Here is a 26,058-nt window from a genome sequence, read left to right on the forward strand (position 1 = left end):
GATGACTCGCCGTTACGCCGTTGTCGGGCTCGGTCACCGTGCGCAGCTCTACATCGACGCGCTCGTGGGCGACTGGAGTGACGCGGGCCGGATCGTCGCGTTCTGCGACACCAACCGTACCCGGATGGCCTTCCACAACGCCCGCCTCGCCGAGCCGGTCCCGGAGTACCACCCGGACGATTACGCGAAGCTGCTCACCCAGGTCGACGCCGTGATCGTCACCACGGTGGACGCCACCCACGCGGACTACGTCTGCGCGGCGCTCGACGCGGGCGTGGACGTCGTGGTGGAGAAGCCGCTCACCGTCGACGAGGAGGGCTGCCGCCGGATCGCCGACTCGGCCACCCGGAGCGGCGCGCGCCTGATCGTGACGTTCAACTACCGGTACTCGCCGCGCAACTCGGCCGTGCGTGAACTGATCGCTTCCGGACGGATCGGGCGCGTGACCGCGGTGCACTTCGAGTGGTACCTGGACACCATCCACGGCGCGGACTACTTCCGGCGCTGGCACCGGCGCCGGGAGAGCTCCGGCGGCCTGCAGGTGCACAAGTCCACCCACCACTTCGACCTGGTCAACTGGTGGCTGGGCAGTTCGCCGGCGCTGGTCTTCTCCCAGGCGTCGCTGAAGTTCTACGGCTCCCCGCCGGAGTCCCGGGGCGAGCGCCCGGCCCGGTCGCACGGAGCGCCCGGCCTCGGCACCGACCCCTTCCTGCTCGACCTGACGAAGGATCCACGTCTCAAGGGCCTTTACCTGGACGCGGAGCACGAGGACGGGTACATCCGGGACCAGGACGTCTTCGCGCCCGGCGTCACGATCGACGACACGATGTCGGTGATGGTCCGGTACGCCGACGACGCGGTGCTGACCTACGCGCTCAACGCGTACGCCCCGCGCGAGGGTTACCGCGTGGTCTTCACCGGGACCAACGGGCGGATCGAGCTCGACGTGGTGGAACGGGCGTGGGCCTCGCCGCAGGCCGCGATCGACCCGACCGCGGGGAAGACCGACGGCATCGAGCGGCTGACCGTTCAGGAACACTGGAAGCCGGTCGCGGAGGTCCCGATCATCCAGGGCGCGGGTGGTCACGGTGGTGGCGACACGTTGCTGCTCAATGACGTCTTCCGCGGCCCGGGCGACGACCCGCTGGCCCGTCAGGCGGGGTGGCGCGACGGCATCCGCAGCGTGCTCACCGGGGTGGCGGCTGTCCGTTCCGCGCGTACCGGTCTCCCGGTCCTCCTCACCGAGGAGGGCACGGCGCTGGCCGGTTGAGAACCACGGCCGGAGAACCGGCTGGGGAGGGCGGCCGGAAACGGGGAGGGCTGCGGGCGACGGCCTGAAAAGAAGCTGGGAACTAACGGCCATCGAGGGGCGACTACCGCTCTGACGCGGGAACCGGGAGCGCGCCCCGGTGCGTCGACTGCACCCCTGCCGACCTTCGACGAGGACAGCCGATGGCCGTTACACCCGAGCTCCAGGAAATCGTCCCGCCCCCGCCGCGCGTCGCGCGCCGTCCCTCCCCGCTGGGCGCGCTGTTGCTGCGCCTGCACTTCTACGCGGGCGTCCTGGTGGCCCCGTTCCTGCTGGTGGCGGCGACGACCGGGATCCTCTACGCGTTCACCCCGCAGATCGAGAAGATCGTTTACGCCACCGAGCTCACCGTCGACGATCCGGGTTCCGCGGCCCTGCCGCTGGCCGATCAGGTTGCCGCGGCGCGCGCCTCGCATCCCGCCGGAGACCTGGTCTCGGTACGCCCGGGGGAGGGCCAGAGCACCACTCAGGTCGACTTCAGTGATCCCTCGCTGGACGCCGATCACCAGCACACGGTCTACGTGGATCCGTACACGGGTAAGGTCACCGGGCAGCTGACCACCTGGTGGGCGGCCACCCCACTCAACGAGTGGCTCGACAACATGCACGCCAACCTGCACCTCGGCGAGACCGGCGCCCTCTACTCCGAGTTCGCCGCCAGCTGGCTCTGGGTCCTCGCCCTCGGCGGCGTGGTCCTGTGGTGGCGGCGCCTGCAGGGCAACCGGACGGCACGGCGCCTGCTCACCCCCGATCTGGCTGCCAAGAAGGGCGTCCGCCGCAGCCGTGGCTGGCACGCCGCCACCGGCATCTGGATCAGCATCGGCCTGATCTTCCTCTCCGCCACGGGCCTGACCTGGTCCAACCACGCGGGCGCCAACTTCGGCGAGCTCGTCGACGCGCTGCACGGCAGCCGCCCCGAGGTCTCCACCACTCTGACCGGCACCGAGGCCGCCGCCACCGGCGGCCACCACGCCGGGATGAACATGGGCGGTTCCGCCGACGGCACCGTCGACCCGGCAGCCATCACCACGGTGTACAAGGCCGCCACCGACGCCGGACTCGACGGGCCGGTATCGATCACGGTTCCGGCCGACGCCGCGACGGCGTGGACGGTCACCCAGACCGACTCGCTCTGGCCGCTGCGCCGCGACAGCGTCGCCACCGACTCGACCGGCAAGATCGTCGAGCGGATCGACTTCGCCGACTGGCCCGTCATGGCCAAGCTGACGCAGTGGGGCATCTACGCCCACATGGGGAACCTCTTCGGCCTCGCCAACCAGATCCTCCTCGCGGCCCTCGCCGTCGGCCTGATCACCGTGATCATCTGGGGTTACCGCATGTGGTGGCAGCGCCGCCCCACCCGCGCCGGCCGTCGTGCCCTGGCCGGCACCCCGCCGCCCGGCGGCAACTGGACCGGTCTTCCGCTGTGGTCGATCGCCCTGGGCCTCCCGCTGCTCTTCGCCCTGGGATGGTTCCTTCCCCTCTTCGGCATCCCGCTCCTGGCCTTCCTGGCGCTGGACACCCTCGTCACCCTCGTCCGCCGTCGGCCCGCGCCGGTCATCCCGGTCTCCCCGCCGCCGGCCGGTTCCTGACCTCCGCTCCGCCCGCGGCCTCCCCGCACCGCCCGGCGCGCCGCCGCCCGGTGCGGGGAGGAGCCGCGGGACGACCGTGTGACTCCTGATCGGGCCCGCACCGGAGCCGCCGGTGGGTGGCCGCCTCTTGAGCGCGGGGAGGGCGCGGACGGCGTACGGGAAAAGAAGCGTGAGAAAAAGGCCGGAGCCTTACAACCGATCGATGAGGATCGCCGTCGGATACGCAGGAAGCGGGGACGGGACGGGCGGGGTATGCCGAGCGGATCTGACAGTGAGTATCTGGGGTACGTGCACGGGCGAATCGCCGGGCTGAGACGGACCGCCTACCTGCTCTGCGGGGACACGTACGAGGCCGACGACATGGTGCAGGAGACGCTGACCAAGCTGTACGTGCGGTGGCCGCGGATCCAGCACGTCGAGAACGTGGACGCGTACGTGCACACGATGCTGGTCCGGGTGTTCCTGGACGACCGGCGGCGCGGGTGGTGGAAGGTCGCGCTGCTGGGCTGGCTGCCGGAGCGCGCCGAGCCGGGAGCCGGGGCGGAGGACCGGTCGATGCTCCGGACGGCGCTGGCCAAGCTGCCGCCGCGCCAGCAGGCCGTGCTGGTGCTGCGTTACCTCTGTGATCAGCCGGTTCGGGAGGTCGCCCGCTACCTGCGGATCTCCGAGGGGACGGTGAAGAGCCAGACCACGCACGGGCTCACCCGGCTCCGGAAGGTGCTCGGCGACGTGCCACCGGGCGGGCCACAGCGAGCGAGGCCGGAACAGGCGGAATCGATGCGGGCGGATTCCGGGCGGGCGGATCCCGGGCGGGCGGAAGCCGGGCGGGCGGATCCCGGGCGGGTGGGATCGATGCGGGTCGGGGTGGAGCGGGGACTGTGATGAGAAACGAGGAACAGAAGGGCGACGACGAGCGGGCGGTCGTGCTGCTGCGCCCGTTGCGGGGCGAGCCGGCCGGTCCGTCCGCGGTGGACGTGCCGCGGGCGATGGCCGAGGGATCGCGGAGGCGGCGGCTGCGGCGCTGGTCGTCCGGGGTGGCGATGGCCGCGGTGACGGCGCTCGCGGTGAGCGGCGGGAGCGTGGCGGCGACGGCGCTGACCAGGCGGGACGATCCGCAGCCCGCGCCATCGATGACCGCCTCCGCCGGGGCGCCCGCTTCGGCTGGGGTGCCTGCTTCGGCTGGGGTGACCGCTTCCGCTGGGGTGGGCCGACCCGTCGCGGTGGCGCCCACCGATTGCACCGTTACCAGGTTGCCGACCGGCGGTGTGGAGAAGGCGCTGGTCACCGGTGGGGATCCGAGTGGCCGCTACCTCGTGGGACGGCTCTACCCGGCGGCCGGGCAGGACGCGAAGAAGAGGGTGGTGCTCTGGAAGGACGGGAAGATCGCGGCCTACCCGGCCCTCGCGGGGGCGGACGCCAGTCTCGAGGACGTCACCACCGACGGGATCGCGGTCGGGTCGAGTTTCGACGGCGCGGACCGGTACGGGTGGGTCTACCGGGACGGCCTGCTGTGGCGGCTGGCCGGTGGCACCGGGGAGGCCCGGTCGATCAACGAGGACCGGGTGATCGTCGGCAGTCTGGGCGGGGTGCTGGACCGGGTGCCGGCGCGCTGGAACGGGATGACCGCGGAACCGGTCAGGTTGCGCCTGCCGGACGGGGCGACGGGTGGGTCGGCGGACTACATCGGTGCGGACGGGACGATCGCCGGTACGGCGGGTGCGGAGGCCGGGAACGAGTCGGGTGTGCTCTGGCTGCCCGACGGGACGATGCGGGTGATGCCGCTGCCGACCGTGGACGGGCGGCGGGCGGACTTCTTCTGGCCCGAGTCGATCGTCGGCGACACCGTGGCCGGGCGGGCGGTCTTCGAGACGGCGGAGATCCGGGAGCGGACGTTCGTCGCGATGACGTACAGCATCGCGGGGGGCGGCTATCGGGAGGTGGCCGGCAACGTGGGGTTGCGGTCGTACGCCGCGGCGAACGGGTGGGTGGCCGGCTTCGCGGGGATGGACGATGCGAAGCCTGCCATCGTGGCCGGGGAGACCGTGGTGCGGTTGCCGCTCTACCGGGAGCAGCGGGAGTACGTGCTCTCCAGCCTCAGCGCCGACGGGAAGGTGCTCGGCGGGTACAGCACGGACGGGTTCACCAACGGCGAGGTGCGCAACCTGCCACTGATGTGGACCTGCCGATGACCAGGGGCGGCAGGCTCGGGGCTGCCGCCCCGAGAAGCGGGAGGCGCGCCGCCCCGGAATGCCGGGAACGGCGCTGCCCGCAAAGAGGGGGATGTCAGACCGTGAGGGTCCAGGTGTTGATGTAGCCCGTGTCCCCGGAGTAGTTGTCCTTGACGCTCAGGGTCCAGGTGCCGTTCGCGGTCTCGCTGGAGAGGTCTGCGGTGTACGTCGTGTCCACGTTGGCCGTGCTGTCCGAGCTGCTCGCGGACTTCAGGATGTAGTAGGTGCCGTCCGGGGCGTACAACCAGACCGAGAGGTCGCCGCGGTAGGTGTGCACGATGTTGACGTAGATCGTGGAGGTGGCCAGTGCGGCGGTGTGCCCGCAGCCGGAGATGGTGATCGCGCTGGTCACCGGGGAGCTGTAGTCCGGGATGCTCACGTCGGTGGCGTTGGTGCCGGTGCACGTCCCGCTCGTCGAGGTGGCGGTCGGGCTGCTGGTGGCGGTCGGGCTGCTGGTCGTGGTCGTGGTCGTGGTGGCGGTGGCGGTCGAGCCGCTGCCGAGCACCACCTCGACGGTGACCGTGCTGTTGGTGCAGGCGGCGGCGTACGAGGTCAGCGCGGTCTTCTCGGCCGTGTCGACGCTCAGGCCCCAGCGGGTCTTCACCACGGTCCACTCGGTGATGTACCGGCAGTAGACGCTGGTCAGGCTCGGCATCCACTCTGCCACGTCGGAGTCGCTCTTGCTCTGGTTCACGTTGTCGGTGACCGCGACCAGGTCCCGGTCGTCGCCGAGGTCGTTCGCGTACGCCTCCCGCTGCGCCGCCGTCCAGTTCCGGGCGCCGGAGTCCCACGCCTCGGCGAGCGGGACCAGGTGGTCGATGTCCAGGTCGGACGGGTCGGTCCAGGTGGCTCCGTCGTAGTACGAGTACCACGCGCCGCCGGTGAGCGAGCAGCCGGAGCCGACGGTGGGCGCGGTGGTGGCCTCGGCGATGAGGACCTCGTACCGGGTGTTGCAGCCGTCGCCGTCGGCGTCGATCCAGAGGTTGAAGAGGTCACGGTCGTAACCGGTGCGTACCTCGGTCTCGACCGGCAGGTTGGCGACCATGGTGCGCAGCGGCTGGGACACGGTCGCCGCCGCGGCGGGACCGGCGCTGATCAGTGTGACCAGCCCGGCGGCGACGACCGTGGCGGTCGAGGTGACCAGTGCCACGGCGCGGAGTGTGCGGTTCATCGCGGACTCCCTGAGGGGTGAGAGGGATTCGACGATTGTCAAGCCACACGCATCGACGCCAATAGATTGGTGGACGAAAATGTTCGCATGTCAAACGGGTAATACCGCCCCGCTATGTGGCCTGCACGGTGGTCGTCCGGAGTACCGTGGACCGGCCCCGGCGGGCGAATCCCCGGGCGGCGGCACGATCCCCGGACGTGCGGACGAGAGTGGAATCGGGGCCCGGGCGGGTGCGGTTGACCGTCCGGCGCAGGCTCGGGTGGCGGGTCTCCCAGGCCTCGCGTACCCGGAACGGCAGGTGCAGATCGCGCCAGACGCGGCGCAGGGTGGCCGGGTTGATCAGGTCCTCGACCTCGCCGCAGCCGGCCGCCTCGCAGAGCACCTGCTCGTAGGCGTGGCGGAGCTGGGCGGGATCCTCGAGGTCGTACCGGCGGCGGCTGGCGTGGCCGCAGGCCATGTGGTGCGGGACCTCGAGAACGCCGAGACTGTTTCCGTGCAGGTCGTCGATCCGGTCGGGGACTGCTGGAGCCCGGTTGGCGGCGCTGCGATTCCGGCGCCCGTCACGGGCGGCGACGTACGACATGCCACTCAGGTTAGGACGAGCGGAGGCCGCCCCTTTTCGACTTACCGGCACTGGTGACGAGGGTCTGCGGGAGTGCCGGATGGGGTTGCCGACACGGAAGGGGAGTGCCGATGCGGGTCACGATCGTGGACGCCTGCCTGAGGGACGGGCGCGGCGGCAGTCCGACGGCGGTCGTCGAGGAGCGGGAGACGGCCGGGATCGATCACCGCCGGGTCCCGGTGCTGGCGGGCACGTCCCACGCGGTCCTCCTGAGGCGGACCGTGGACGGTCCCACCGAGCTGCGCTTCTTCACCCGGGAGGGCGAGCTGCCGGCGTGCGGCCACGGAACGGTCGCGGCGCTGACCTATCTGGACCGCGACGGCGACCCCGGCACCGGCGGCCGTGGACGCGGGCATCGCGAGTCCGGCGCCGGCGGACGGGTCGGCGGATATCGCGAGCTCAGTGTCGGCGGGCGGGTCTTCGGCGGCCGTGTGGACGGTGGCGTCGCCACCTTCGAGCAGGGGAGGGTCCGGCTCCGCGACCCGCTTCCGGCCGAGTGCGACCAGGTTCTCGAGGCTTACGGTACGACCGGAGCCCGGGCCCACATCGCGTCCCTCGGCCGGGAACGGATGCTCGTCGAGGCGGCGGACCCGGCGGCCCTGACGCCCGATCTCCGCCTGCTGCGGGCGGCCTGTGACCGATTCGGCCTGCTCGGGTGTTATGCGTACTCGCCGCCGGACCCGCACGGCCGCCGGTCGGCGCGGATGTTCGCGCCGTCGATCGGGGTGCCCGAGGACATCGCGAACGTCAACAGCACCTCGTGTCTGGCCGCGCTGCTCAACACCCGGGTGGTCGTCGACATGGGCGACAGCCTGGGGCGGCCGGCGACCGTGGTGGCGTCGATCGGGCCGGGCGGCGTGGTCGAGGCCGGGGGTGCGGCGCGCGTGGTCCGGGACTTCCGGACATAGAGATGTGCCCCGCCGCAGGGGGATCGGCGGGGCACATCGGTCGGGAGGCCGCTCGTCACGGCGTACCGGAAAAGCTCTTGAAAGGGGGGTGGAGGGCTGGTGAGCGGTCAGTAACCGAAGTCCTGGGTGTAGTACGTGATGCCGTCGGCCGCGGTGACGACGCCGACGCCCAGCGTCTTGGAGGCGCAGCTGAGGATGTTGGCGCGGTGACCCGGGCTGCGCATCCAGCCGTCCATGACGGCCTCGGCGGTCTTGTAGCGGTAGGCGATGTTCTCGGCGGACGGGGCGGCGAAACCGGCGGCCTGGGCGCGGGCGACGAACGACGAACCGGCGTCGCCGACGTGCGAGAAGGTGCCGGTGCTGCCCATCCACGCGCTGTGCGTGCGGGCGGCCTCGGTGAGCTGGTCGTTCGCGGTCAGCGGGGCGCAACCGGCGGCGGCGCGCTGCTCGTTGGTGAGGCGCAGGATGTCGGCCTGCATGCCCCGCTCAGCGGCGGAGGCGGCGGAGGCGGCGGAGGCGGCGGAGGTGGCGGAGGAGGTGGTGGGGACGGCGGGCGCTGCTTCGGCGGGCGTGGCGAACATCGAGACGGCACCGGCGGCGGCCGGGGCGATGATGGCGGCCAGGGCGATACGACGAAGAAGCGAGCGCAAGAGGTGACCCTTTCGACGAGCGGTGCCTGACGTGGCGCCAGGTTCACCGTTCTCTTCGTCGCCCGCCGTGCCCCGGGGAGCGCAGATCGGTGGTGCACCGGTCGCCGTTCGGTTGCCGGGCCGTCCGGGCGCTCCAGCGGCCGTCGCGGTGCTCGACCTCGATCGGGTGCCGGAACGTCGCGCTGACGTTCGCGCTGGTCAGCACGGTCGCCACCGGTCCGGCCGCGACCACCTGGCCGTCCGCGATGAGCAGCGCGTGCGTGGTCTGCTCCGGCAGCTCCTCCAGGTGGTGGGTGACCAGCACCGACGCCAGCGTGGGGTGGGTGGCGTGCAGCAGGTCGATGGTGTCCAGCAACTGCTCCCGCGCGGCCACGTCCAGGCCGGTCGACGGCTCGTCCAGCAGCAGGAGCTCCGGCTCGGCGATCAGCGCGCGGGCGATCAGGGCCCGCCCGCGTTCGCCCTGGGAGAGGACCGGCCAGACGCTCTCCTCCCGGCCGCCCAGCCCGAGCATCTCGATCAGCTCGCCGGCCCGCTTGAGCTGCTCGTCCCCGGCGGCCCAGCGCATCGGGAGCTCGACGGTCCCGGTGATCCCGGTCAGCACCACCTCGCGGACGGTCAGCGGCGACCGCAGCGGGTGACGCGGGTTGACGTGCCCGATCGAGCGCCGCAGCGTCTGCAGCTCGACGGTGCCGAGCCGCCGGCCGAGCACGTGCACGCTGCCGGTGGTCGGGTGGGTGACCGCCCCGCAGAACCCGAGGACGGTGCTCTTGCCGGCGCCGTTCGGCCCGAGCAGCACCCAGTGCTCCCCGGCACGCACGGTGAAGTCGATGCCGTGCAGGATCTCCCGGCCGTCACGCCGGAAGGTGACCCGGTCCAGTCGCAGGACGCTCACGTGTGCTCTCTCATCGAGGTCTTGACCGATTCGATCAGGTGGTAGGAAGCGGTCACCGCGGCGTCGCGGTCACCGGCCCGGACGGCGTCCAGGATGGCGTGGTGCGCGTCCCGGACATCCGGGTCCTCGGGGAGGATCGTGGTGTCCTCCATCGACCGCTCGATCGCCTCGGCGACCGCGTCGTAGAGGCGCAGCAGCAGCGGGTTCCCGCCGGCCACGACCACGCCGCGGTGGAAGGCGGCGTCCGCGGCGATGTACCCGGCCCGGTCGCCGGCGTCGTGCGCGGCGGCGCGGGTGGCGAGTGCGGCCTCCAGCGCGGCCAGGTCACCCGGGGTGGCGGCGGTGGCCGCGAGCCGGGCCGAGGCGGCCTCCAGCCCGGCGCGGGCGTCGAGCACACCGGTCAGCTCGTCGCGGACCAGCACGCCGGTGATCTCGTTCGTGGCGCGGACGTAGGTGCCGTCACCGATCCGTGGTTCCAGCAGTCCGGTCACGCTCAGTGCGCGTAGGGCCTCACGGACCGTGCCGCGACTGACACCGAGCTCGGCGGCGAGAGGTATCTCGCCGGGGATCCGTTCGCCGACCGCCCACGCACCGGACGCGATCAGCCCGCGGAACTGATCCGCGACCTGGGTGACGAGCGGCGTCTGCCGTACCGGACTGTTCAGGACCACGAGCGGGAAGGCTACCCACGTTCAGTGCAGATGTCCAACATTTGCAAACCCTTCTCTTCGCGTACGTGCCCAAGCCGCGCCGCCCGTCGCCGATCGTTGTCGCCGTGACCGTACGCAGTCTCGCCGGCCACCGGTCTTCGGCTGGCGTGCCGGTGTGCCTGAGCCCGTTCGTGGCACCCCTGGTCGCCGGCCGTCGGTCGTCGGCTGCGTGCAGGGCCCACCTCAACCGCAGGAAGTGGCGGGCCTGGTTCGGCTGGAAGTGAACCGCGCATACCGGCAGTCCGCCCCGGACCGGGGTGGCTCGCCCGCCCCCACAGAGCATGATCGTGAACCCGGACCGCCCCCGACCAGAACCCGGCGGCCAGTGGCGGCGAGTCGCTGGGCGGGTGGTCGGGAGAACGGAGCGGCGCGTGGGGACCTTCGGCCCTGAACGGGGTGAGTGTCCGGTTCTAGCGTCGGGGTATGGGAGTCGCGGGTGCGGTGAAGCGGTGGATGTATCGCGATGGGCGGCCCAACGGGCTGGCGCGGGTGCTCAATCGGGTCTCGGCGGCGCAGTACAGCGCCGGGATCCTCTCGCCGGGGACCTGGGTCACCCTGGAAGTCGTCGGGCGCACGAGTGGGCGGGTGGTGTCCTGTCCGCTGGTGGTCACGGTCCATGAAGGCGAGCGCTACCTCTGCTCGATGCTCGGGGGGAGCGCGAACTGGGTCGCCAACGTCCGCGCGGCGCACGGGGACGCGGTGATCAGGCGCGGTGACCGGGAGCCGGTCCGGCTGGTCGAGGTGCCGGTCGAGGAGCGCGCCCCGATTCTGCGCCGGTACCTGGCCGTGGCGCCCGGCGCCCGCCCGCACATCCCGGTGAACCGGCACGCCCCGCTCGCCGACTTCGCCGCGATCGCTGCCGAATATCCGGTTTTTCGGATTAATCCGCGCTGAGCGGCCACGAACGGTGGTGGCCACGAACGGTGGTGGCCACGAACGGTGGTGGCCACGAACGGTGGTGGCCACGAACGGTGGTGGCCAGGAACGGGTGGTGGGCGGGAACGGGCGGTGGCCAGGAACGGGTGGTGGCCGCGAACGGGGAACGGTTGCTCAGCTCGGGGACGGGACCAGGGCCGGGATGCGGCGCAGGGCCAGCGCGAGCACGCCGCCGACCGTGACGAAGACCGCGGCCAAGAGGACCACGCCCGGCCACGACGCGGCTGACCAGGCCGTACCGGAGAGGCTTCCGAAGATCGAGGAACCGGCGTAGTAGGCGAAGAGGTAGAGGGAGGCCGCCTGGGCGGCCGGGACGTCGCCCGCGTGGGCACGGACCGGGACCCAGCCGCTCGCCACGCCGTGGACGCAGAAGAAGCCCGCGGTCATCACCGCCAGGCCGAGGATCACGGTCGGGAGCGCGTCCGGCAGGGTCAGTAGCAGGCCCGCGGCGGTGAGCAGGCAGCCGAACGGCAGGACCGCGCGGCGGCCGTAGCGGTCGGCGAGGCGGCCGGAGATCGCGGAGCTGAGCGTGCCGACCGGGTAGACCAGGAAGACCGCGCCGGCGGCCGCCGCGCCCAGGCCGAAGGGTGCGCTGGTCAGGCGGAAGCCCATGGTGTTGTAGACGGCGACGAACGCGCCCATCGCGCACGCCCCGATCCCGTAGAGGCCGAGCAGTGCCGGGTCGGCGAGCGCCCGCCAGGTCATCGCGGCCGTACGCCGGGGGACGAAGTTGCCCGACGGTGGGAGCAGCGCGGCGACCAGGGACGCGCAGGCCAGGCCGACCACGGCGACCGCGGCCAGCGCCCACCGCCAGCCGAACCACTCGGCGACCGTGCCGGAGAGCAGCCGGCCGACCATGCCGCCCAGCGCGGTGCCGCCGATGTAGAGGCCGGCGACCCGGCCCTGGGTGCCGGCGGGCAGTTCCTCGCGCAGGTACGCCGTCGCCACCGCGGGCAGCCCGGCCAGCGTCACGCCCTGGAGCAGCCGCAGCGCGAGCAGCACGTGCCAGCCGGGCGCCAGGGCGCAGAGGATCCCGACGAGCGCCGAGCTGAAGAGCGAGAGGTGGATCAGCGGGGTACGCCCGATCTTCTCGGAGAGCGGGCCGGTGATCAGCAGGGCCACGCCGAGGCCGACCGTGGCGAGGGAGAGCGACCAGGAGCTCTGCGCCGGTGTCACGCCGAAGTGCGACGCGAGCGTGGGCAGCAGCGCCTGCGTGCTGTAGAGCAGGGCGAACGTCGCGACACCGGCGGCGAACAGGGCGAGGGAAACCCGGCGATAGGTGCTCACCCCGGTCACTCTCCGCCGGAAAATTCCATGCGTCCAATGCATGAAAATCATCAACCTGATACGAAGTACGCATGATGCTGGATGATCTGCGCGGGCTGCTGGCACTCGGTGAGCATCACCACGTCACGGAGGCCGCGGCCGCGCTCGGCGTGAGCCAGCCGACCCTGTCCCGGCTGCTCTCCCGGGTCGAGGCGGAGCTCGGCGCCCGGCTCTTCGAGCGCGACGCGCGGGGTGTGCACCCGAACCCGCTCGGTGACGTGGCGCTGACCGGCGCCCGGGAGATCGTCGACCGCTACGACCGGCTGCGGCGTGACCTGGCCGGGCTGCTCGACCCGGACTCCGGAACGGTCCGGCTCGCGTTCCTCGACTCGATGGCGATCTCGCTGGTGCCGCGGCTGCTCCGGGACGTACGCCGGGCCGCCCCGAACCTGCGGGTCGAGCTGCGCCAGGAGCCGAACCACGTGATCGTGCCCGACCTGGCGTCCGGCGTCGCGGAGCTCGCGCTCACGTCACCGCACCCGCCGGGACCGTACGGCTGGCTGCCCCTGCAACGACAGGTGCTCGCCCTGATCGTGCCGCCCGGGCACCGGCTGGCCGGCCGCCGCAGTGTCCGGCTGACCGACGTCGCGGACGAGGACTTCGTCAGCATCCCGCCCGGGTTCGGCTTCCGTGTCCTGCTCGACGACCTCTTCGCCACGGCCGGGGTGACGCCGCGGATCGCGTTCGAGATCGGTGACCTGGCCACCATCGAGGGCCTGGTCGGGGCGGGGCTCGGCGTGGCGCTGGTGCCGGAGCAGTTCGCCGGGGCGTCCGGTACGGTCGCTCTGGCGCTGACCTCGCCGAGCGCCGAGCGGATCGTCGGCCTGACCTGGCGCGACGACCGGCCCCTGGGGCCGGCCGCCGCGCGTTTCCGGGAGATCGTGGCCGCGGCGGGCCCCTACGACGCGGCGGGCTGACCCGTGTTTCGCAAACCCTAGGCGGCGGCCGGGATCACCATGGTGGGTGCGTTCGCCATGCTCGCCACGCCCGCGGCGGTCATCCGGTTGGCGATCTTGAAGATCTCGTTGTCGGTGACCTCGTGGCCGTGCACGGCGTGCTCCATCGCGTGCCGCTCGGCGCGGGCGACCAGGCGGATCAGGTCGGAGACCGCGCACGGGTAGTACCGGCAGAGCTTGACCGCGATCCGCAGCTCGCGGTCGGTGACCCCGTGCAGGTACTCCGGCATGCCCGCCTGCCAGGCCGGGCCGTAGACGAGGTACCCGGCGGGCAGGTTGCCGGGACCGCCGAGCACGTCGAGGATCCGGCGGCGGTCGATCCTCGGCGGCGGCGCCTTCACGCCGGCGTAGACCAGGCCGAGCGCCGCGAGGCCGACCGCCACCAGGAGGCCCAGGACCGGGTTGCCGGTGCCGACCGAGATGATCACGCCGAAGACGCCCAGCACCAGCCCGCCGGCGGCCACCGTGGTGGTGGAGCCGGACTCGGCGCCGCGCCGGTGCGAGTCCTCGATGCATTTGCGGATGATGCCGTTGAGTACCACGTCCGTGGGTCTCCACCGGTCGTCGCGTACGGGTACGCCACGATTCACGGTCTGGGCCATTGTCATTCCTTCCGTCCCTGGATGCTCGCGAACATCGGCGGAAGGGGGAGGTGCTGAAGGGTTTTCAGGCGAGGAGGCTCTCGCGCATCTGCTGGCCCGGGTTCCACTTGCCGACGATCCGGCTGATCGCCGGGTCCAGCACGTCGACGCTGTTGTTCCGGCGCATCTGGGCGCGGGCCGGCGGCGGGATCGGCGGCGGGTCGGTCATCGCGCCACGGACCTCGGTCGCCGTGGTGATCAGCTGGGTGGCGAGCGTCGCGCCGTCCACGTCCACCAGGACCCGGCCGAACTCCCAGCCGGCCAGGGTCAGGTCGAGGATCTCGAAGAGGTGGCCGACCATCGGGAGCGGGTTGATCACGCGGACGGTCTGCTGGGACTGGATGCCGAGCAGCGTGACCGCGCCTGCGACGTGCACGTACGGGTGAAAACCGCCGGGCGAGGCGAAGAGCGGCGAGCGCATCCGCTTGCCGGCCTGCTCCCACAGTGGCCGGTAGGCGCGCCGGTCCGGGGTCAGCCCGAGCTCCCGGCACTGGCCGGCGACGTCGTGGTACGCCGCGTCGGCGAACTCCCGGAGCACGAAGGCCGCGACCACGATGCCGTCCGGGTCGTTCAACATGTGAGCGACGTCGTTGGCCTGCTCGGCCAGCGGCCGCCCGGACGCCTTCGGCCCATAGCGTTCCCGGACGTCCCGGAGCATCACCTGCTGCCGGGCCGGATCGTGCTGGATTCGCCGTTTACGGAACCACCGCATGTCGCCTCCACCGCTCGCCGAACGCAGCACATGCTAAAGGTGGTCGAGGCCGGTGTCTTTCGCGCCCTTCTCGTAACGTACGTGACCTACCTCGCTCTCGCCGTGACCGGCGCCGATGTGGACCGCCGTGCCGGATTCAGCCGCGGAGGGCCTCGGCGATCGGGGTCGGGCCGTTGTTGAAGCGGATGGTGTGGCCGATCGTGGCCGGGTCGGCGAGCGCCGCGACCACCACGGCGGCGACGTCGGACCTGGTCACCGAGCCGGCCACGGCGCCCTGGGCGGCCGTCTCGATCCGTCCGGTCGGCTCGCCGTCGGTCAGGGCGCTCGGCCCGAGGACGGTCCACTCCAGAGCGCTCGATGTGAGGAAGGCGTCGGCGGCGGCCTTGGCCTCGGCGTACGGGAAGAAGGGGTTCTGCGGCGGAACGCCGTGCTCCTGATTGGCGCCGAAGTAGCTGACCATCACGTAGCGGCGGGCGCCGGACCGGTCGGCGGCCTCCATCGAGCGGATCGCGGCATCGCGGTCGACCGCGTAGGTCCGGGGCGGATTGCCGCCGCCGGCACCGGCCGACCAGACCACGCCGTCGCGGCCGCGAAGGAGGTCGGTCAGCGCGCCCGTCCCGGTCTGCTCGACGTCGAGGGCGAGCGGGGTCGCGCCGGTCGCGGCCACGTCCGCGGTGTGCGCGGGATCGCGGAAGACGGCCGTCACGGTGTGCCCGGCCGACACCAGCAAGGGGAGCAGCAGGCGCGCGACCCTACCGTGGCCGCCGACGACGATGAGGTCCATTCCGGTCAGCCTACGGCCGGAGCAGCGGCGGATGCAGGAGGTGGGCCGGGCCGCGCCGGAACAACTGAGCGGGACGTCCCCGGTCGCGCAGGGCGGTGTGGCCGGTCGCCTCGACGAAACCCTCGGCGGTGGTCACCTTGCGGTGGAAGTTGCGGGGGTCGAGACGCGTACGCCAGACGGTCTCGTAGACGGCGCGCAGCTCGGCCACGGTGAACTCGGGCGGGCAGAACGCGGTGGCGAGCGGGGTGTACTCCAGCTTGGCGCGGGCCCGTTCCAGGCCGTCGGCGAGGATCCGGGCGTGGTCGAACGCGACGTCGCCGACCTCGTCGCAGGGGCGCCACCCGGCCGCCGAGGCGTCGCTGCCGGCCACCGGGGCGGGCAGGTCGGGGAGGAGTGCGAGGTAGGCGACGGTCACCACCCGGCCGCGCGGATCCCGGCCGGGTGTGCCGTACGTGGCGAGCTGCTCCAGATGGCCGGCGGACGGGTCCAGCCCGGTCTCCTCGCGCAGCTCCCGGCGGGCGGCCTCGTCGAGGTCCTCGCCGGGGAGCACGAACCCGCCCGGCAGCGCCCACCGGCCCTCGAACGGCGGGATGCCCCGCCTGATCATCAGCACCTGGAGCGCGCCCTGCCGGATGGTGAGCAGCACGAGATCAACGGTGATGGAGGTCTCGTTTAGCGTCATGTTGACGATAATACCCCGGACGCTTTATCGTCGTCCTGACGATATTTCGGGGCATGGCTGGTTCGCCGGGGTACCCCACGCCTTTCGGGGCACCCCGGCGAACCGGCCACCACCCAAGGGGGAGGACGGCCACCATGGCTGACGTGACACGACGACTGCACCTGCGGCACCTGCGCTCGGCGCCGACCAGCTGGGTCAGCCACAGCGCGAAGGGGCGGGTCAAGCGCTCCGGGACCGGACTCGCGTTCTGGTACCGGCCGCTCACCGCGGTGCTCTCCGAGGTGCCGGTCGACGACCGTGAACTGCCGCTGCTCTTCCACGCCCGGACCGAGGACTTCGCCGACGTGACCGTGCAGGCCACCGTGACGTACCGGTTCAGCGACCCGGCCGCGGCGGCGGGGCGGCTGGACTTCTCGATCGACCCGTACCGGGGGCGCTGGCGCGGTCAGCCGCTCGACCAGGTGGCCACCCTCCTCGCCGAACTGGCCCAGCAGCCCGCGCTCGACCTGCTCGCCCGGGTGCCGCTCGCCGAGGCGCTGACCGCCGGGATCGCCCCGGTCCGCGAGTCGGTCACCGCCGCGCTCGCCGGTGACCCGCGCCTCGCCGAGACCGGGGTGACCGTGGTCAGCGCCCGGGTGGTCGCCATCCGCCCGGAGCCGGACCTGGAGCGGGCGCTGCAGACGCCCACCCGGGAGAAGGTCCAGCAGGACGCGGACCGGGCCACGTACGCCCGCCGTGCCGCCGCCGTCGAGCAGGAGCGCTCGATCGCCGAGAACGAACTGAAGAGCAGGATCGAGCTGGCCCGGCAGGAGCAGCAACTGGTCGAGCAGCACGGCGCGAACACCCGGCGCGGCGCGGAGCTCTCCGCCGAGGCCGAGCTGGTCGCGGCGCAGGGCGAGGCCGACCGGTCGCGCCTGGCCGCGGCGGCCGAGGCGGACGCCGGGCGGTTGCGCGACGAGGCCCGTGCCGAGGGCGTCCGGGTGGTCGGGCTCGCCGAGGCGGAGGCGGAGGCCGCGCGGCTGGCCGCGTACCGGGACCTGCCGGCCGAGGTGCTGCAGGCGCTGGCGCTCAAGGAGCTGGCCGGGAACGTGCCGTCGATCAACGAGCTGACGGTGACCCCGGACCTGGTCGGCAGGCTGCTCGGGCGGATCGGATCATGAGGAGCTTCTCCGGTACGGCTGTGCGGGAGCGGTCATGACGCTCTCCCCGCGCGTGGTGGTCGTGTCCCGGCGCAGTGAGCTCGACGAGCTGCTCGGGCGGCACGGGACCCGGGGCGCGGCGGCGTACTTCCTCCGCCAGCGCGGCCGGGACCTGGACGAGGTCACCGCGCGGCACGAGGCCCTGACGGCGGCGCTGACCGAGGTCGGCGCCGCGGTACCGGCCGACTGGCGGCGCGGCCACGTGGAACGTGCCGACCTGCCGCGCTTCCTCTTCGCGCCGGAGGACATCGTGATCGCGGTCGGGCAGGACGGCCTGGTCGCGAACGTGGCCAAGTACCTGGACGGTCAGCCGGTGATCGGCGTCGACCCGGAGCCCGGACGCAACGCCGGCGTCCTGGTCCGGCACCGCGCGGCCGACGTGGCGCAGCTGATCCGCCCGGCCGGTTCTGCGGGCGGCCCGTCCGGTTCGTCGGCTCGCCCGGCGGGTTCGTCGGGTCGTCCGGCGGGTTCGTCGGGTCGTCCGGAGGCCGAGGAGCGCACGATGGTCGTCGCGCGCCTCGACGACGGGCAGGAGCTGTCCGGCCTCAATGAGATCTACATCGGTCACGCCGGGCACCAGTCGGCGCGCTACGTGATCGCGGCGCCGTCGGGTTCGCGGGAACGTCAGTCCTCCTCGGGCCTGATCGTCGGCACCGGGACGGGAGCGACGGGCTGGTGCGCGTCGATCGCCCGGGACCGGGTCGCGGCGCCGCGGCTGCCGTCCCCGGACGACCCGGCTCTGTGCTGGTTCGTCCGGGAGGCCTGGCCCTCCCCGGCGACCGGGGCCACCCAGGTCGCCGGGGTGCTGACCGGCGCGGAGGAGCTGGAGCTGACCAGCGAGTCGGAGCGCCTGGTGGTCTTCGCGGACGGGCTGGAGTCCGACGCGCTGGAGCTGAGCTGGGGCCAGCGGGTCCGGGTCGGCATCGCGAGCCGCCGCCTGCACCTGATGTGACGGGAGGGGGTGGGGCGCAGTCCGGTCGTTCGGGGGAGTGGGCGGTCGGCTGAACGGCTTCCTCGGCGGGGAAGGGGAAATGGCGCCCGAAATAGCATGATGGGATCGGCTCGTCGGGTTTTTTCCGGATAAAGGGGCCACGATCATGACCATGCTGGTGCGTGTGATGACGGCAGCGATCGGGACGTTCTGCGGCGCGGTGATCGGGATCGGTCCGGCGCTCGCCGACTGCCCGGCCGGTGGCTGCCCGCCGGGTGGGGAGGTCCCGGATGTCGCCGGCTCGGGTTCCCCGCCGGTCGTCCCGGGTTCCCCGCTGCCGGGCGCCGGGGTGCCGCCGTGGAAGGACCCCAGGGTCATCGGGGGCGATCCCTGGACGGTCGGCCGCCCATGACCGTGGTGGTGCCGGCCGGGGAGCGTCTGGCGGGTGACGGGCGATCCGCGTACCGGAGGAAGGGTTTCGGGGGTGAGAATGGCGGGATGCCGGTGATCCGTGAGCTCGGAGCTCTTCCGTATGCCCGTTTCCTGCGACCGTTCGAGGGGGAGCTGGAGGTCGGCGGCGACTACACCGAGATGCACTTCGAGGGCGGCGACCTGGACCACGAGGACGGTGGGGGCTCGCGGATCGTGGAGAGCGCGCTGACCGGGCTGACCCTGACCGGGGTGAAGCTGGACCGGGCGCGGCTGGACGACGTGTGGATCTCCAAGAGCCGGTGGATCGGCGGGAGCTGGTCGGACGCGAGCCTGTTCAACGTCACGATCCTGGACGGCGCGCTGGCGGGCGTGCAGGCGTATGGCGGGATCTGGCGGAAAGTGGTCGTCGAGGGCTGCAAGGTGGACAGCCTGAACCTGCGGGCGGCGAAGCTGCGGGACGTGGAGTTCCGGGACTGTGAGCTGACCGAGGTCGACTTCGGCGGTGCCGAGCTGAACAACGTGACGTTCCCCGGCTCGGTGCTGCGGCGGGCCCGGTTCAGCAAGGTGACGGTGAAGACGGTGGACTTCCGCGGCGCCCGGGAGCTGGACGTGGTGGAGGGCTGGGACGCGCTGCGGGGGGCTGTGATCAATAGCGGGCAGCTCGCGGAGGCCGCCCCCGCGCTGGCACAGACCCTCGGCATCGTGGTGAAGGACCGCTGACCCGATACCCTCGGCACCGCGAGACGCGTCCGGGAAAGGGTTAACGGGGTCTTGGAGATCGAGGACGAACGTCGCCTGCTGCGGGCGTACGAGCCGGTGGCCCGCTTCACCGAGGGGGAGTTCTTCTTCCCGGTGTCGGTCGACCGGTACGTGAGCCGGGCCAGCCTGTGGCGCTCCCAGCAGGGCGGCAGCCCGGTACAGGAGCGGCCGGCGGCCTCGCTGACCCTGGAGACGCTGCCGGTGGCCGCCCTGGGGTACTCGCTCTCCGGGATCGGGAGCAACGAGAAGCACCTGGGCGTCGCGCACATCCCGCTCCGGGAACGCCCGCACCACCTGCGCCGGTCCAGCCGGCTGGCGTCGGTGGGGCTGACCGCCCGGCTGGTCGACGCGATGAACCGGTTCTCCCTGCTCTTCCGGGGCAGCGTGCCCGGTGGCAGCGCGGCGCACGCGTTCCTGCTGCAGCGTGACCACCTGGAGCCGGGGCGGCCCACCTACTACGGCCGGGTGATCCGGGACGGCTCGTGGATCGTCTGCCAGTACTGGTACTTCTACTGCTTCAACAACTGGCGGTCGGCGTTCGGCGGGGTCAACGAGCACGAGGCCGACTGGGAGCAGGTGACGATCTTCCTGGACGGCACCGGGGTGACCGGAGTGGACGGGCTGCCGCCGCCGCGCTGGGTGGTCTTCTCGGCGCACGACGAGACCGGGGACGACCTGCGCCGCCGCTGGGACGACCCGGACCTGGCCCTGGTCGACGGGCGGCACCCGGTGGTCTTCGTGGGCGCCGGGTCGCACTCCGGGGCGTACCTGCCGGGCGACTACCTGATCACCGTGAAGCCGCCCCGGCTGGGTGGGCTGGTCGCCGCGCTGCGCTGGTCGGCCCGGCTGCTCGCACCCTGGCAGGGCGACCACGGCGGGCTCGGGATCCCGTACGTCGACTACGCGCGCGGGGACGGCCGGGCGGTCGGGCCGGGGCAGGGCGAGGAGTGGCACCCGGTGGTGATCGGCGACGAGACCCCGTGGGTGCGGGACTTCCGCGGGCTCTGGGGGCGGGACACCCGGGACCGGCTCGGGGGCGAGCGTGGTCCGGCGGGCCCCCGGTACGGGCGGGACGGCACTGTACGCCAGCCGTGGGCGGACCCGGTGGGCTGGGCGGGACTGGCGAAGGTGCTGCCCAACCCGGCGGCGGAGCGGGAGTACGCGGAGATCCGCACCCGCCGGGGCAACGAGCGGCTGGCCGCGCTGGACCGGGAGGTCGGCGAGCTCCGGCACGAGCTGGAGGTGGCGGCCGCCGGGCTGCCCGCCGCGTCACCCGAGGTCCGCGCGCTGCTCCCGCGCGAGCAGAAGCTGCTCGGCCTGCGGATGGAACGGACCCGGCTCGCCGACGAGCTGGCCCTCTCCGCGGTGGCCGAGCCGGTCGACCAGCACCCGCACGCCCATCTGCTGCACCGGCGCGTCCCGCTGGAGACGGCGACCGGCCTGCGCGGGCGGGCCCAGTCCTGGTGGGCGGTGATGAGCACCCCGCTGATCCTCTGGGCGGCGGGCACGGTGGTCTCCCCGCTCGGCACCCGTGGCACGGACACCGCGTTCGGCCTGCTGCTGATGCTGCTGACGGTGGAGGGGCTGGTCCGCGGCAAGTTCTGGGCCGTGCTGTTCCGCCTGGTGATCGCCACGGCGATCGTCGGCGCGCTCGCCGTGCTCTGGTTCGACGGCCGCTACGTGGTCACGTTCACCTGCTTCACCGCGGCCATCCTGGTCCTCCTGGTCAACATCCACGAGTCCTGGCGCCGCTGACGCCGGGTCCGTGCCGGAAGCAGGGGCACGCCGGGTGGGTGGTTCGGCGGACTGGATAATCTAGTGACGTGACCCGGGCGGAGCGGCGAACAGGCAGGTGCGGGCGGTGATGACCGGTCCGCAGAGCGGTGATCAGCAGGTCGAGCGGTGGCAACAGCCCGTCGAGATGCGCGAGGAGGCCCTCAAGCGGCTCGCCCTGGCGCTCGGCGCGGGGCACGCGGAGCACGATGCGCTGCACGAGCTGATGACCGATCTCAACCAGTTCCTGATGGTGTACAAATTCGGGCTCGCCGAGATCGAGACGAAGATCAACATCCTGGCCGAGGAGCTGGCGCACCGGGGACGGGGCAACCCGATCGAGCACGTGCGGCCGCGGCTCAAGACGGCGGCGAGCATCGCGGCGAAGGCCCGGCGGACGAACTGCCCGGTCACGCTCGACGACCTGCGGGCGCGGATCCGGGACATCGCCGGCGTGCGGATCGTGTGCAGCTTCGTGTCGGACGTCTACCGGGTCGCCGACATGCTGATCCGCCAGCCGGACGTCAAGCTCGTGCTGACCAAGGACTACATCGCGCAGCCGAAGCCGAACGGGTACCGCAGCCTGCACCTGATCGTGGAGATCCCGGTGTTCATGTCCGACCGGGTGGTGCTCGTGCCGGTGGAGATCCAGCTGCGCACGGTCGCGATGGACTTCTGGGCCAGCCTCGAGCACAAGATCTATTACAAGTACGACCCGGTCGGCGTGCCCACCGCGCTGCGGGACGAGCTGCTCTCCGCGGCCGAGGACGCGGCGAAGCTGGACCGCCGGATGGAGAGCCTGCACCAGGAGATCCACGGCCCCCGGATCTGACCCCGCTCCCCGGATCCGGTCCTGGCGGGCGGGACGGATCCGACGGCTCATGGGATTCACAGGCGTGACATAGCGGGTACCAGGGAGCGCGATCTTCTCTTGAGGACATCGACCACGACCTCAGGGAAGGACGGCCACCATGCCCGTACCGGGAAGCAGGCGCCCGATGTCGCGCCGGGCGTTCGGCACCGCGCTCGCCGGAGTGTTCGGAGTCGCCGTCTTCGCGGGCTGTGGCAGCAGCAGCGACGCGGCGTCGTCCGGGAGCACGACCGGCGGCGACGACTCCGGTGGGCTCTTCGACACCAGCAAGGTGCACGACGTCGAGCTCACCTTCGACACCGACGACTACAGCGAGATGCTGAGCAAGTACCTCGACGGCGGGGACAAGGAGTGGATCGAGACGGCCGTGACCATCGACGGTACGGCGTACCAGAAAGCGGGTCTGAGGTTCAAGGGGAACTCCTCGCTGCGGGGGGTGAGCACGTCGAGTGACCCGAAGGACCTGCCCTGGCTGGTGCGCCTGGACAAGTACGTGGACGGGCAGACGCACGACGGCTACAACGAGTTCGTGATCCGGTCCAGCAACACGTCGACCGCGCTGAACGAGGCGGTGGCGCTGGAGCTGCTCGGGATGGCCGGGCTCGCCACCCAGAAGTCGTTCTCCACCCGGTTCACGGTCAACGGCGGGTCCGCGGTGCTCCGGCTGGCGATCGAGAACCCGGACGACACCTGGGACGCGGAGAACTTCAGCAGTGCCGGGCTGCTCTACAAGGCCGAGGCGAACGGCGACTACAGCTACCGGGGCGACGACGCGTCCAGCTACGACGACGTCTTCGACCAGGAGGCCGGCGACGACGACCTGACGCCGCTGATCGCGTTCCTCAAGTTCATCAACCAGTCGAGCGACACCGACTTCGGTACGGACCTGAAGAAGTACCTGGACGTGGAGGCGTTCGCGACGTATCTCGCCTTCGAGGACATGATCTCGAACTCGGACGACATCGACGGGCCGGGGAACAACTCGTACCTGCGCTACACCACCGACTCCAAGGTCATGACCGTGGTGGCCTGGGACCACAACCTCGCCTTCGGCGGCATGGGCGGTGGCGGCGGTGGCGGGAACAACGCCGGTGGGGGCGGAATGCCGTCCGGTGGCACCCGGCCGTCCGGTGGCGCGATGCCGTCCGGCGCCGCGATGCCGTCCGGTGGCGGGCAGATGCCGCAGAACGGTGGCGGCGGGAAGGGCGGCGGTGGCGGGCCCGGCGGGAAGAGCAACATCCTGGTCACCCGGTTCAAGGCGAACACCACCTTCGCGGCGGCGTACACCAAGGCGGGGACCGATCTGAAGTCCGGCCTCTACACCAGCGGCAAGGCGGCCGCGGTGCTGAAGGCGCGGGCGGCGGTGCTGACCGCACAGGCCAGCGACCTGGTCAGCACCGACACCATCACCTCGGAGACCTCCAAGATCGAGGCGTACTTCTCCTGATTCCTGGGTAGTCGATCATCCATGGAGACCGACCCGAAGTACCCGCCGCTCGACCCGGGGGCGCCGATTCCCGACGACCCCGGGGAACTCTCGCCGGACAGCCCGGACCCGCTGCCACCGGCGCCGATCGAGCCGGTGCCCGAGCCGTCGCCTGATCCGGACGGCGTTCCGGAGCCGGCGTAGCCCGTGTTCCCACACACGGGCTACGCCAGGACCGGTTCTTCGGTACGGGCGGGGGCCTTCTCGGTGCGGAAGCTGAGCTCGGCCATCACCAGGCCGAGCACGGTCAGCGCCACGCCGATCCACGCCGAGCTGAGGTAGCCCCAGCCGGCCGCGATCACGGCGCCACCGATCGCGGCGCCCGCGCTGTTCGCGGTGTTCAGCGACGACTGGTTGACCGCGGCGCCCATCAGCTGGGCGCCCGGCGCCACCGCGATCAGCCGGGCCTGCACGGCCGGGACGATGAAGAGGCTGGCCGCGCCGACCAGGAACGCGCCGAGGAAGAGCCCCACCGGGTGGACCGCGCCCAGGGCGAGCACGGCCAGCGCCACGATGATCCCGAGGTAGCCGAGGCGGACCGCGCGGCGCAGATCGCGGTCGGCGGCGAGCCCGCCGGCGGCGATGCCCACGGTCATGCCGAGGCCGACCGCGGCGAGCACCCACGGCACGCTGCCCGCGGAGAGCCCGGTGACGTGCGTGGTGATCGGCGCGATGTAGCTGTTCACCGCGAAGAACCCGCTGGTGCCGACGGCCACCGCGCCGGCGACCAGCCACACCTGCGGCGAGCGGAACGCGGCCAGCTCGGCCCGGGGCGACCCGCCCGGCGCGGCGGCGACCGGCGGCACGGTGAGCAGCACCGCGATCAGGCTGAGCGCGAACATCGCGGCCACCCCCAGATAGGCGGCCCGCCATCCCGCGGACTGCCCGAGCAGCGTGATCAGCGGGACGCCCACCAGGTTCGCCGCGGTCAGGCCGCCGATCACGATGGAGACGCCCCGGCCCTGGTTGCCGGGGCCGAGGATGTTCGCCGCGAGAATGCCGGCCGCACCGAAGTACGCGCCGTGCGCCAGCCCGGAGACGAAGCGCCCGGCGAGCACGAAACCGAAGCTCGGCGCGAGCGCGGAGGCCACGGTGCCGATCACGAAGAGCCCGAGCAGGCCGAGCACCAGGCGGCGGCGCGGCACCCGGGCGGTCAGCGCGGCGATGGTGGGCGCGCCGACGACGACGCCGAGCGCGTACATGGTGATCACCCAGCCCGCGGTGGCGACGGCGCCGGAGACGGAGTGGGCGTACTGGTCCGGCAGCAGGTCACGGGCGATGTCGGGCAGCAGGCCCATGGCGACGAACTCGGTCAGTCCGAGCCCGAAACCGCCCAGCGAGAGGGCGAGCAGGGCCGCCCAGCGGCGGCCGGCGGTGAGGGTGTCCACGTACGCAAACTCTAGAACGTTCTAGTGCGCGTGGAGATAGAACGTTCTAGTAATCACACAGTACGATCGCGCGTATGCAGACACCCGACCGGCGTATTACCCTCGCCGACGTCGCCGCCGAGGCCGGTGTCTCCACGGCGCTCGTGTCGATCGTGATGCGCGGTGCGCCCGGCGCGGGGGCCGCCACCCGGGAGCGGGTGCTGGAGATCGCCCAGCGCCTCGGCTACCAGCCGGACAGCCGGGCCCGCCTGCTGCGCAGTGGTCGCAGCCGCCTGCTCGGGGTGGTCTTCGACGTACGCCACCCGTTCCACGTCGACGTGCTCACCGGTCTCTACGACGCCGCCGACAAGGCCGGCTACCAGCTCACCCTGAGCGCCGAGACGCCCCGCCGCGCCGACCGGGCCGCCGTGGACGACCTGCTGCAGGACCGCTGCGAGGCGCTGATCCTGCTCACCCCGAGCCTGCGTACGGCGGACCTGGCCGCGCTCGCCGCCCGGCTCCCGGTGGTGGCGATGATGCGGGCGGTCCGGCAGCGCGACGTCGACGTGGTGCAGACCGACGACCGGCGTGGCGCCCGGCAGGCCGTCGACCACCTGGTCGGTCTCGGTCACCGGCGGATCGCGCACGTCGACGGCGGCACCCAGCACGGCGCGGCCGAACGGCGCACCGGATACGAGGAGGCGATGCGTGACCACGGCCTCGGCGGGCTGATCCGGATCGTGCCGGGCGGCTCCGGCGAGGAGGACGGCGCCCGGGCGGCCGCCGGGCTGCTCGCCGACCCGCCCACCGCGGTGACCACCTTCAACGACCTCGCCGCGACCGGCCTGCTGGACGTGCTCCGCCGGCACGGCCTGGACGCGCCGCGCGACATCAGCGTGGTCGGCTACGACGACAGCAGCTTCAGCCGCCTCGCGCACGTCGACCTGACCACGGTCGCCCAGGACATCGAGGAGATGGCGACCCGCGCGGTGGGCCGGGCCATCGACCGGATCGAGACCGTCCCGGTGGCCCGGCGCGAGGTGGTGATCGCACCGCGGCTCGTGGTCCGTGGCACCACCGGTCCGCTCCCCATCCGGTCCTGAACCGGGTAAACGTCCGAC

Annotated in this window: 27 protein-coding genes; 16 read left to right on the top strand and 11 right to left on the bottom strand. The window is 72.3% G+C overall.

The window, feature by feature from the left end:
- Position 1: 1 nt before the first annotated feature.
- The 4 genes from AB0M08_RS07535 (at position 2) to AB0M08_RS07550 (ending at position 5,090) form a co-directional block, all read left to right on the top strand.
- Positions 2 to 1,270 carry a Gfo/Idh/MocA family oxidoreductase gene (locus tag AB0M08_RS07535; protein ID WP_364490041.1) on the top strand — a complete coding sequence of 423 codons (1,269 nt, stop codon included), beginning with the start codon at positions 2 to 4 and terminating at the stop codon, positions 1,268 to 1,270.
- A gap of 182 nt (positions 1,271 to 1,452) precedes the next feature.
- Positions 1,453 to 2,901 (top strand): PepSY-associated TM helix domain-containing protein, encoded by a 1,449-nt coding sequence (locus AB0M08_RS07540; protein ID WP_364490044.1) that lies wholly within the window; start codon positions 1,453 to 1,455, stop codon positions 2,899 to 2,901.
- A 288-nt stretch (positions 2,902 to 3,189) separates the two neighbouring features.
- Positions 3,190 to 3,783 carry a SigE family RNA polymerase sigma factor gene (locus tag AB0M08_RS07545; protein ID WP_364490047.1) on the top strand — a complete coding sequence of 198 codons (594 nt, stop codon included), beginning with the start codon at positions 3,190 to 3,192 and terminating at the stop codon, positions 3,781 to 3,783.
- Positions 3,783 to 5,090 (top strand): hypothetical protein, encoded by a 1,308-nt coding sequence (locus AB0M08_RS07550; protein ID WP_364490050.1) that lies wholly within the window; start codon positions 3,783 to 3,785, stop codon positions 5,088 to 5,090. Before AB0M08_RS07545 ends, AB0M08_RS07550 begins: the two co-directional genes overlap by 1 nt.
- Positions 5,091 to 5,184: 94 nt before the next feature.
- Here the strand turns inward: AB0M08_RS07550 and AB0M08_RS07555 are convergent, their stop codons facing one another.
- Together AB0M08_RS07555 and AB0M08_RS07560 are read right to left on the bottom strand one after the other, a co-directional pair.
- Complete coding sequence (locus AB0M08_RS07555; RefSeq protein WP_364490053.1) at positions 5,185 to 6,300, bottom strand: proprotein convertase P-domain-containing protein; 1,116 nt, start codon at positions 6,298 to 6,300, stop codon at positions 5,185 to 5,187.
- A 112-nt stretch (positions 6,301 to 6,412) separates the two neighbouring features.
- Complete coding sequence (locus AB0M08_RS07560; RefSeq protein WP_364490056.1) at positions 6,413 to 6,883, bottom strand: hypothetical protein; 471 nt, start codon at positions 6,881 to 6,883, stop codon at positions 6,413 to 6,415.
- Between the two features lie 110 nt (positions 6,884 to 6,993).
- Between AB0M08_RS07560 and AB0M08_RS07565 the strand changes: the two genes are divergently transcribed.
- On the top strand, positions 6,994 to 7,830 hold the full coding sequence (locus tag AB0M08_RS07565; protein ID WP_364490059.1) for a PhzF family phenazine biosynthesis protein: 837 nt from the start codon (positions 6,994 to 6,996) through the stop codon (positions 7,828 to 7,830).
- Positions 7,831 to 7,937: 107 nt separating this feature from the next.
- On the opposite strand, the gene AB0M08_RS07570 is transcribed toward AB0M08_RS07565, so the two are convergent.
- Genes AB0M08_RS07570 through AB0M08_RS07580 form a run of 3 tightly spaced genes read right to left on the bottom strand, consistent with a single transcriptional unit; the run spans position 7,938 to position 10,043 of the window.
- The gene (locus AB0M08_RS07570; RefSeq protein WP_364490062.1) at positions 7,938 to 8,480 is read right to left on the bottom strand and encodes a CAP domain-containing protein; all 543 of its coding nucleotides are present in this window, start codon (positions 8,478 to 8,480) and stop codon (positions 7,938 to 7,940) included.
- Positions 8,481 to 8,523: 43 nt separating this feature from the next.
- Positions 8,524 to 9,372, bottom strand: a complete 849-nt coding sequence (locus tag AB0M08_RS07575) for an ATP-binding cassette domain-containing protein (protein ID WP_364490065.1) — start codon at positions 9,370 to 9,372, stop codon at positions 8,524 to 8,526.
- Complete coding sequence (locus AB0M08_RS07580) at positions 9,369 to 10,043, bottom strand: FCD domain-containing protein (RefSeq protein ID WP_364490068.1); 675 nt, start codon at positions 10,041 to 10,043, stop codon at positions 9,369 to 9,371. The genes AB0M08_RS07575 and AB0M08_RS07580 overlap by 4 nt, the downstream gene beginning before the upstream one ends.
- Before the next feature lie 462 nt (positions 10,044 to 10,505).
- Here AB0M08_RS07580 and AB0M08_RS07585 point away from each other — a divergent pair, with 462 nt between their 5' ends.
- Positions 10,506 to 10,976 (top strand): nitroreductase/quinone reductase family protein, encoded by a 471-nt coding sequence (locus AB0M08_RS07585; protein WP_364490071.1) that lies wholly within the window; start codon positions 10,506 to 10,508, stop codon positions 10,974 to 10,976.
- Between the two features lie 156 nt (positions 10,977 to 11,132).
- Here the strand turns inward: AB0M08_RS07585 and AB0M08_RS07590 are convergent, their stop codons facing one another.
- A complete protein-coding gene (locus tag AB0M08_RS07590; RefSeq protein ID WP_364490074.1) occupies positions 11,133 to 12,305 on the bottom strand; it encodes an MFS transporter in 1,173 nt (390 codons plus the stop codon).
- Between the two features lie 71 nt (positions 12,306 to 12,376).
- Between AB0M08_RS07590 and AB0M08_RS07595 the strand changes: the two genes are divergently transcribed.
- A complete protein-coding gene (locus AB0M08_RS07595) occupies positions 12,377 to 13,261 on the top strand; it encodes a LysR family transcriptional regulator (RefSeq protein ID WP_364490077.1) in 885 nt (294 codons plus the stop codon).
- A gap of 17 nt (positions 13,262 to 13,278) precedes the next feature.
- Here the strand turns inward: AB0M08_RS07595 and AB0M08_RS07600 are convergent, their stop codons facing one another.
- The 4 genes from AB0M08_RS07600 to AB0M08_RS07615 all read right to left on the bottom strand — a co-directional run bounded on the left by AB0M08_RS07600 (position 13,279) and on the right by AB0M08_RS07615 (position 16,119).
- Complete coding sequence (locus AB0M08_RS07600; RefSeq protein ID WP_364490080.1) at positions 13,279 to 13,902, bottom strand: hypothetical protein; 624 nt, start codon at positions 13,900 to 13,902, stop codon at positions 13,279 to 13,281.
- A 64-nt stretch (positions 13,903 to 13,966) separates the two neighbouring features.
- Positions 13,967 to 14,653, bottom strand: a complete 687-nt coding sequence (locus AB0M08_RS07605) for a hypothetical protein (RefSeq protein WP_364490083.1) — start codon at positions 14,651 to 14,653, stop codon at positions 13,967 to 13,969.
- Between the two features lie 136 nt (positions 14,654 to 14,789).
- Complete coding sequence (locus AB0M08_RS07610; protein ID WP_364490085.1) at positions 14,790 to 15,437, bottom strand: NAD(P)H-binding protein; 648 nt, start codon at positions 15,435 to 15,437, stop codon at positions 14,790 to 14,792.
- Between the two features lie 10 nt (positions 15,438 to 15,447).
- Positions 15,448 to 16,119 carry an NUDIX domain-containing protein gene (locus AB0M08_RS07615; protein ID WP_364490088.1) on the bottom strand — a complete coding sequence of 224 codons (672 nt, stop codon included), beginning with the start codon at positions 16,117 to 16,119 and terminating at the stop codon, positions 15,448 to 15,450.
- A gap of 134 nt (positions 16,120 to 16,253) precedes the next feature.
- Between AB0M08_RS07615 and AB0M08_RS07620 the strand changes: the two genes are divergently transcribed.
- The 8 genes from AB0M08_RS07620 (at position 16,254) to AB0M08_RS07655 (ending at position 23,714) form a co-directional block, all read left to right on the top strand.
- Positions 16,254 to 17,279 carry an SPFH domain-containing protein gene (locus tag AB0M08_RS07620; protein ID WP_364490091.1) on the top strand — a complete coding sequence of 342 codons (1,026 nt, stop codon included), beginning with the start codon at positions 16,254 to 16,256 and terminating at the stop codon, positions 17,277 to 17,279.
- Positions 17,280 to 17,313: 34 nt separating this feature from the next.
- Positions 17,314 to 18,270, top strand: a complete 957-nt coding sequence (locus AB0M08_RS07625; protein WP_364490094.1) for a hypothetical protein — start codon at positions 17,314 to 17,316, stop codon at positions 18,268 to 18,270.
- Positions 18,271 to 18,421: 151 nt separating this feature from the next.
- Positions 18,422 to 18,661: a hypothetical protein gene (locus AB0M08_RS07630; protein WP_364490097.1), complete on the top strand. Its 240-nt coding sequence runs from the start codon at positions 18,422 to 18,424 to the stop codon at positions 18,659 to 18,661.
- Between the two features lie 86 nt (positions 18,662 to 18,747).
- Positions 18,748 to 19,401: a pentapeptide repeat-containing protein gene (locus AB0M08_RS07635; RefSeq protein ID WP_364490099.1), complete on the top strand. Its 654-nt coding sequence runs from the start codon at positions 18,748 to 18,750 to the stop codon at positions 19,399 to 19,401.
- A 51-nt stretch (positions 19,402 to 19,452) separates the two neighbouring features.
- Entirely contained in the window at positions 19,453 to 21,195 is a 1,743-nt protein-coding gene (locus tag AB0M08_RS07640) for a hypothetical protein (protein WP_364490102.1), read from the top strand.
- A gap of 109 nt (positions 21,196 to 21,304) precedes the next feature.
- Positions 21,305 to 22,045, top strand: coding sequence for a GTP pyrophosphokinase family protein (locus AB0M08_RS07645; protein ID WP_364490105.1), 741 nt, complete (start codon positions 21,305 to 21,307; stop codon positions 22,043 to 22,045).
- Positions 22,046 to 22,211: 166 nt separating this feature from the next.
- A complete protein-coding gene (locus tag AB0M08_RS07650; RefSeq protein ID WP_364490108.1) occupies positions 22,212 to 23,531 on the top strand; it encodes a CotH kinase family protein in 1,320 nt (439 codons plus the stop codon).
- Between the two features lie 21 nt (positions 23,532 to 23,552).
- On the top strand, positions 23,553 to 23,714 hold the full coding sequence (locus AB0M08_RS07655; RefSeq protein WP_364490111.1) for a hypothetical protein: 162 nt from the start codon (positions 23,553 to 23,555) through the stop codon (positions 23,712 to 23,714).
- A gap of 20 nt (positions 23,715 to 23,734) precedes the next feature.
- Here the strand turns inward: AB0M08_RS07655 and AB0M08_RS07660 are convergent, their stop codons facing one another.
- Positions 23,735 to 24,958 (bottom strand): MFS transporter, encoded by a 1,224-nt coding sequence (locus AB0M08_RS07660; protein ID WP_364490114.1) that lies wholly within the window; start codon positions 24,956 to 24,958, stop codon positions 23,735 to 23,737.
- A 74-nt stretch (positions 24,959 to 25,032) separates the two neighbouring features.
- On the opposite strand from AB0M08_RS07660, the gene AB0M08_RS07665 reads away from it, so the two are divergent.
- Entirely contained in the window at positions 25,033 to 26,040 is a 1,008-nt protein-coding gene (locus AB0M08_RS07665; RefSeq protein ID WP_364490117.1) for a LacI family DNA-binding transcriptional regulator, read from the top strand.
- Positions 26,041 to 26,058 lie beyond the last annotated feature (18 nt).

The sequence above is a fragment of the Actinoplanes sp. NPDC051851 genome (assembly GCF_040681165.1).
Taxonomy (GTDB): domain Bacteria; phylum Actinomycetota; class Actinomycetes; order Mycobacteriales; family Micromonosporaceae; genus Actinoplanes.

Bases quoted from the DNA above. Each gene is read 5' to 3' on its own strand.
- AB0M08_RS07655 (WP_364490111.1), top strand. From the start codon at position 23,553: ATGGAGACCGACCCGAAGTACCCGCCGCTCGACCCGGGGGCGCCGATT.
- AB0M08_RS07665 (WP_364490117.1), top strand. From the start codon at position 25,033: ATGCAGACACCCGACCGGCGTATTACCCTCGCCGACGTCGCCGCCGAG.
- AB0M08_RS07635 (WP_364490099.1), top strand. From the start codon at position 18,748: ATGCCGGTGATCCGTGAGCTCGGAGCTCTTCCGTATGCCCGTTTCCTG.
- AB0M08_RS07630 (WP_364490097.1), top strand. From the start codon at position 18,422: ATGCTGGTGCGTGTGATGACGGCAGCGATCGGGACGTTCTGCGGCGCG.
- AB0M08_RS07550 (WP_364490050.1), top strand. From the start codon at position 3,783: ATGAGAAACGAGGAACAGAAGGGCGACGACGAGCGGGCGGTCGTGCTG.
- AB0M08_RS07645 (WP_364490105.1), top strand. From the start codon at position 21,305: ATGACCGGTCCGCAGAGCGGTGATCAGCAGGTCGAGCGGTGGCAACAG.
- AB0M08_RS07555 (WP_364490053.1), bottom strand. From the start codon at position 6,300: ATGAACCGCACACTCCGCGCCGTGGCACTGGTCACCTCGACCGCCACG.
- AB0M08_RS07595 (WP_364490077.1), top strand. From the start codon at position 12,377: ATGATGCTGGATGATCTGCGCGGGCTGCTGGCACTCGGTGAGCATCAC.
- AB0M08_RS07620 (WP_364490091.1), top strand. From the start codon at position 16,254: ATGGCTGACGTGACACGACGACTGCACCTGCGGCACCTGCGCTCGGCG.
- AB0M08_RS07560 (WP_364490056.1), bottom strand. From the start codon at position 6,883: ATGTCGTACGTCGCCGCCCGTGACGGGCGCCGGAATCGCAGCGCCGCC.
- AB0M08_RS07535 (WP_364490041.1), top strand. From the start codon at position 2: ATGACTCGCCGTTACGCCGTTGTCGGGCTCGGTCACCGTGCGCAGCTC.
- AB0M08_RS07540 (WP_364490044.1), top strand. From the start codon at position 1,453: ATGGCCGTTACACCCGAGCTCCAGGAAATCGTCCCGCCCCCGCCGCGC.
- AB0M08_RS07615 (WP_364490088.1), bottom strand. From the start codon at position 16,119: ATGACGCTAAACGAGACCTCCATCACCGTTGATCTCGTGCTGCTCACC.
- AB0M08_RS07565 (WP_364490059.1), top strand. From the start codon at position 6,994: ATGCGGGTCACGATCGTGGACGCCTGCCTGAGGGACGGGCGCGGCGGC.
- AB0M08_RS07600 (WP_364490080.1), bottom strand. From the start codon at position 13,902: ATGGCCCAGACCGTGAATCGTGGCGTACCCGTACGCGACGACCGGTGG.
- AB0M08_RS07625 (WP_364490094.1), top strand. From the start codon at position 17,314: ATGACGCTCTCCCCGCGCGTGGTGGTCGTGTCCCGGCGCAGTGAGCTC.
- AB0M08_RS07605 (WP_364490083.1), bottom strand. From the start codon at position 14,653: ATGCGGTGGTTCCGTAAACGGCGAATCCAGCACGATCCGGCCCGGCAG.
- AB0M08_RS07650 (WP_364490108.1), top strand. From the start codon at position 22,212: ATGTCGCGCCGGGCGTTCGGCACCGCGCTCGCCGGAGTGTTCGGAGTC.
- AB0M08_RS07585 (WP_364490071.1), top strand. From the start codon at position 10,506: ATGGGAGTCGCGGGTGCGGTGAAGCGGTGGATGTATCGCGATGGGCGG.
- AB0M08_RS07610 (WP_364490085.1), bottom strand. From the start codon at position 15,437: ATGGACCTCATCGTCGTCGGCGGCCACGGTAGGGTCGCGCGCCTGCTG.